This is a genomic window from Flavobacterium sp. JAS, assembly GCF_020991455.1.
In the GTDB taxonomy this organism is placed as follows: Bacteria; Bacteroidota; Bacteroidia; order Flavobacteriales; family Flavobacteriaceae; genus Flavobacterium.
Genome location: NZ_JAJMOX010000028.1, coordinates 1 through 4,298 on the forward strand (window position 1 = coordinate 1; position 4,298 = coordinate 4,298).

The 4,298-nt window shown below is 35.4% G+C and carries 4 protein-coding genes and 3 tRNA genes; 3 read left to right on the forward strand and 4 right to left on the reverse strand.

The features are described 5' to 3' along the window. Positions 1–47: 47 nt before the first annotated feature. The 3 genes from LPB88_RS23510 to LPB88_RS23520 all read left to right on the forward strand — a co-directional run bounded on the left by LPB88_RS23510 (position 48) and on the right by LPB88_RS23520 (position 337). Positions 48–120 (forward strand) — tRNA-Phe (locus LPB88_RS23510). Between the two features lie 6 nt (positions 121–126). Beyond that, positions 127–212 (forward strand) — tRNA-Leu (locus LPB88_RS23515). 51 nt (positions 213–263) lie between these two features. After that, a tRNA-Arg gene (locus LPB88_RS23520) sits at positions 264–337 on the forward strand. A gap of 261 nt (positions 338–598) precedes the next feature. On the opposite strand, the gene LPB88_RS23525 is transcribed toward LPB88_RS23520, so the two are convergent. The 4 genes from LPB88_RS23525 to LPB88_RS23540 all read right to left on the reverse strand — a co-directional run bounded on the left by LPB88_RS23525 (position 599) and on the right by LPB88_RS23540 (position 3,986). Then, positions 599–1,618, reverse strand: coding sequence for a proline-specific peptidase family protein (locus tag LPB88_RS23525; RefSeq protein WP_230718210.1), 1,020 nt, complete (start codon positions 1,616–1,618; stop codon positions 599–601). 305 nt (positions 1,619–1,923) lie between these two features. Beyond that, on the reverse strand, positions 1,924–2,862 hold the full coding sequence (locus tag LPB88_RS23530; protein ID WP_230718211.1) for a ring-cleaving dioxygenase: 939 nt from the start codon (positions 2,860–2,862) through the stop codon (positions 1,924–1,926). Between the two features lie 147 nt (positions 2,863–3,009). Next, the gene (locus LPB88_RS23535; protein WP_230718213.1) at positions 3,010–3,369 is read right to left on the reverse strand and encodes a hypothetical protein; all 360 of its coding nucleotides are present in this window, start codon (positions 3,367–3,369) and stop codon (positions 3,010–3,012) included. After that, on the reverse strand, positions 3,366–3,986 hold the full coding sequence (locus tag LPB88_RS23540; RefSeq protein WP_230718215.1) for an alpha/beta hydrolase: 621 nt from the start codon (positions 3,984–3,986) through the stop codon (positions 3,366–3,368). The genes LPB88_RS23535 and LPB88_RS23540 overlap by 4 nt, the downstream gene beginning before the upstream one ends. Between the last annotated feature and the right edge of the window lie 312 nt (positions 3,987–4,298).

The window sequence follows — 4,298 nt, forward strand, 5'->3', positions numbered from 1 at the left end:
ATCTTATTCGATGGGGTTTTTTATTCTTATTTCATTAATTTGAATAAGGTACCTTAGCTCAGATGGTAGAGCAATGGACTGAAAATCCATGTGTCCCTGGTTCGATCCCTGGAGGTACCACATAATGCTCGGATGGTGAAATTGGTAGACACGCTGGACTTAAAATCCAGTGAACAGCAATGTTCGTGCGGGTTCAAGTCCCGCTCTGAGTACTAAAAACTTCAATTGGCTTTGCTAATTGAAGTTTTTTTTCGAAAAAAAATGGACGCATAGCTCAGCTGGATAGAGCACCTGCCTTCTAAGCAGGCGGTCGAAGGTTCGAATCCTTCTGCGTTCACAACAAAAGCCACTCAAATCGAGTGGCTTTTTTGTTTTGTACTAAATTGGTTTGTGAGTAGGGGCCCAGATGGATATAGTATCCCGATTTTCAATCGGTATGGTCCGAAGATTTAAACTCTTCTGCGTTCACAAGTAAAAAAAGGATCAGTTGCAAAAGTTGGGGATTAAGCAAAAAGATTAGATAATCTGAATGAAAAAAAGAAACCTACTTTACCTCAGATGGTATAGGGTTATAAAGAGGATTTTGTTATAGAAATATTTAAAACTTTTCAGAATCAACATCATTTATAAATTGAATAACCCCATTCATAAAAACCTTTTGATCGTCCCACATTGCTAAATGGCTCCCGTTTGGGCAGTATAAAAAACGTCCTTTTTGAACTAATTTGCTTTGTTCTTCCATTGCTTTTGGATCCATTGTATCGTATTTAGCTCCAATCATTAAGGTTGGGATTGTAATTTCATGTAAACGATTTTTAATATCCCATTTAGCTAAGCGACCGCTAATTCCAAATTCACTTGGCCCTTGCATTAAAGTGTAGATTTCTCCATTAATATGTTTAGTGGCACGATTTAATCCGTCTGGCCATTCGTTTAAGCGGCAAAGGTGTTTTTTGTAGAAATTAGGAATAAGTAGCTCCATATAACGAGGATTATTGAAGTCTTTTTTAGCTTCTAATGCTCTAATTTCGGCCAGAATTTCTGGTTTCATTTGTTTTGCCAATACTTCATCTGCATATTTTCCATATTCTGGTGCGCTGGCAACCATGTTTGAAATCAATAAACCTTTTAAATTTTGTTGATATTTTAATGCATATTCCATGGCAAGGATTCCGCCCCAAGAATTTCCTAAAACATAAAAATTGTCTTTATTTGCCCCAATTACTTTGCGTACTTGTTCTACTTCTTCAACAAAACGCTCAGTGGTCCATAATGTGCTATCTTTTGGTTGATCACTATAATAAGATCCTAGTTGATCATATTCATAAAATTCAAATTGTTCACGCTGAAAATAGGTTTCGAAACATTCCATGTATTCGTGTGTCATTGCTGGTCCGCCATGTAATAATAGTATTTTTATTTTCGGATTACTTCCAAATCGTTTTGTCCATACTTTAAATTCGCCGACTGGTGTTTTAATAGGAATCATTTTTACGCCAGCTGATTCTACTTCATTAGTCGAATTGTAAGTGAAATAATCTTTAAGAGATTCTGATTTAGTTTCATTTTTACAAGAAACCATTAGTAGAATTGCAGTTAAGAAGAGAATAGAACGCATATTTTTAGAATTTGATAGTTTGATTTAAAATTTCTTTTCAGATTAAAAATACGAATTTCTTTTATAGAAAGTATTTGTACGAACGAAGCTTTTTTTAGTGTAAATAATTTTATGATTATTTGATAAATGAGAAACGGTTTAAAAAGATAAAACCCTCAACATTGTTGAGGGTTTAAATATTGGCAAAGAAAGAGACTCCGTTGCTTTTGCCTTAATCTTAATGAATATGGCTTCACAGACTATTTAAAAACGAGATACAATTATAAGTAACTTTAATATGCCCTTTCAAAATTTTCAAAAAAGAATTAATTGATCTTAACCAAATGTGCTTCAATAGCAGCTCTGTCAGACTCATATTGTTCAGGAAGTTTTAAGTTTTTACCTAATTCTTCTAAACTTTCATCTACCATAAAACCTGGGTTTTCTGTAGCGATTTCAAATAAAACTCCTCCCGGTTCTCTAAAATAAAGAGAGTGGAAATAATTTCTGTCAATCTGCGGTGTAATAGACAATCCGTATGTTTCGATTTTTTCACGGAAGTGCATTAAAATTTCGTCATTTTGCACACGGAAAGCTACGTGGTGAACAGTTCCATTTGCATTTAAACCGCGTTTTTCATCAGCCAATTCTACCAAATCAACAATTGCAGCATTTTCTACAGCATCAGTTGCATAACGGTAACGATTTACATCTTGGGCGATCAATTTATAACCAAATATTTCGGTTAAAATTGCAGCAGTTGCTTTTATGCTGTTTAATGTTAAAGTGATATTATGGAAGCCTCTTGTAGCCACATCTGCTTTTACTTCATCTGTTTCCCAGGGTTTTCTGTTATCGTCTGTTTTAGATTCGATTAATTCTAATTTTAAACCATCCGGATCTAAGAAAGTAAGATATTTTTCACCGAATTTTTCAGCCGGTTTGTTGTAAATTACATTGTATTGTTCAAAACGTTTTTGCCAGAAATCAAGACTTCCTTTTGGTACTGAATATCCAATTTCTGTTGCCATTCCTGAACCTTTTCTTCCTTGTTGAATTCCTTCTCCCCAAGGGAAAAAAGTTAAGATGGTTCCGGCACTTCCAACTTCGTCTCCAAAGTAAAAATGATATGTTCCCGGATCATCAAAATTTACCGTTTTTTTAATGAAACGTAATCCTAATATGTTAGAGTAAAAGTTGAAATTACGTTTTGCGTCACCTGCAATTGCAGTAATATGGTGTAAGCCTAAAATTTTATTTTCCATGGTTTTTGTATATTAAATTTGTTATTGATTTTCTTATACAAATTTACGTCCGTTATACTTCTGCATCGATTAACCTAGATTAAGAAATAAAAAGCCGTTTCATTTTCAATCAATAACCAAATAATAGCCAGGGTGAATTGTTAGTATTTAAACCAAACCGGTTTTTATAAATATTGATTTTCGAAGTTTCGGTTCCATATTTTTTGTTTTGTGTCCTTTTCCTGTGGTGTCTTCTACCAATAGAATCGATCCTGTATTGAATATTCTTTTTTCTCCCAATGACGTTTCGATTTCTACGCCGCCATCTAATAAAACAATATATTGACGGTCCGGAGCATTATGAAAATCGTAATCATAAGAAGGTAGAACTTCTCTAAAAACAATCGACTTTACCGGTTCGTCATCAGATAAAAAACCGATATCGCCATTGTTTTTCAACGGAACTTCAAAGTCTTCAAAATGACTTTCGCCGTTTGTATCGCTGTAAACTCTAGTAATCTGAATCATTTTTTTGTAAAAACAAGTTCGTTAGCCAAATCAATTTCGTCCTGACTGATGGTATGTCCCATATTTTGGTAGATTTTTTTAGTTACAGATGCGCCCATTTTTTTAAGAAGTGCTTCTGTTTCATTCACTCTTTCAACAGGAACATGAAAATCAGGATCACTTGTTCCGATGAAAATCGGAGTATTTTCGAAGTTTCCGGCATAATGATTTTCATACACTTTATCACCGATGAGCCCGCCAGTAAAAGCCACAACGCCGCCGTATTTGGCAGCATTTCTGGCTGTAAATTCTAAAGCCAGACAAGCTCCTTGCGAAAATCCGAGAAAATAGATATTCTCTTTTTCGATTCCGTTTTGCTGAATTGCCACAACAACCTGATGAATAGCATCTAATGATTTTGAAAACGAAGGTTCATTCTCCTCAATTGGCACTAAAAACGAGTACGGATACCAGGTTCTGTTTTCTGCCTGAGGTGCCACCAATGCAAAATCATCAACCTTAAGATGTCTTGCAACCGAAAGAATATCATGAGCGCCTGCACCGCGTCCGTGAATCATAATCAAAGCCTTTTTAGCTTGATCTAATGATACACCGTCGGTTATAATTTCTGTATTCATAAGTTTTATTTTTTGAATTAATATTTTGGGTAATGCTAATTTTTCACGCAGATTTAGCAGATTTGAGCAGATTTTTTTTAAATCTATTTAATCTTTTATCCCGATAGTTATTGGGAGTGGCAAAAGTGGTTAAACAATCTTGTCATTTCGATGATAAAAATAATTTTCAGGACCTAATCCCGCTATCCGTTTCAAACGAAGTTCACTGAACTCCAATTAAAATAAGAATTAAGTGAAGTAATCTTTTGTGGTGGGGGGGCGGGGGGTCGGGGGGCCCCCCCCCCGCGGTTGGCCTCGGTCGGGGGGGGGGGC

Excerpts from the sequence above, each read along its gene's own strand:
- LPB88_RS23525 (WP_230718210.1), bottom strand. The coding sequence starts at position 1,618 with ATGCGTTCTATTCTCTTCTTAACTGCAATTCTACTAATGGTTTCTTGT.
- LPB88_RS23530 (WP_230718211.1), bottom strand. The coding sequence starts at position 2,862 with ATGGAAAATAAAATTTTAGGCTTACACCATATTACTGCAATTGCAGGT.
- LPB88_RS23535 (WP_230718213.1), bottom strand. The coding sequence starts at position 3,369 with ATGATTCAGATTACTAGAGTTTACAGCGATACAAACGGCGAAAGTCAT.
- LPB88_RS23540 (WP_230718215.1), bottom strand. The coding sequence starts at position 3,986 with ATGAATACAGAAATTATAACCGACGGTGTATCATTAGATCAAGCTAAA.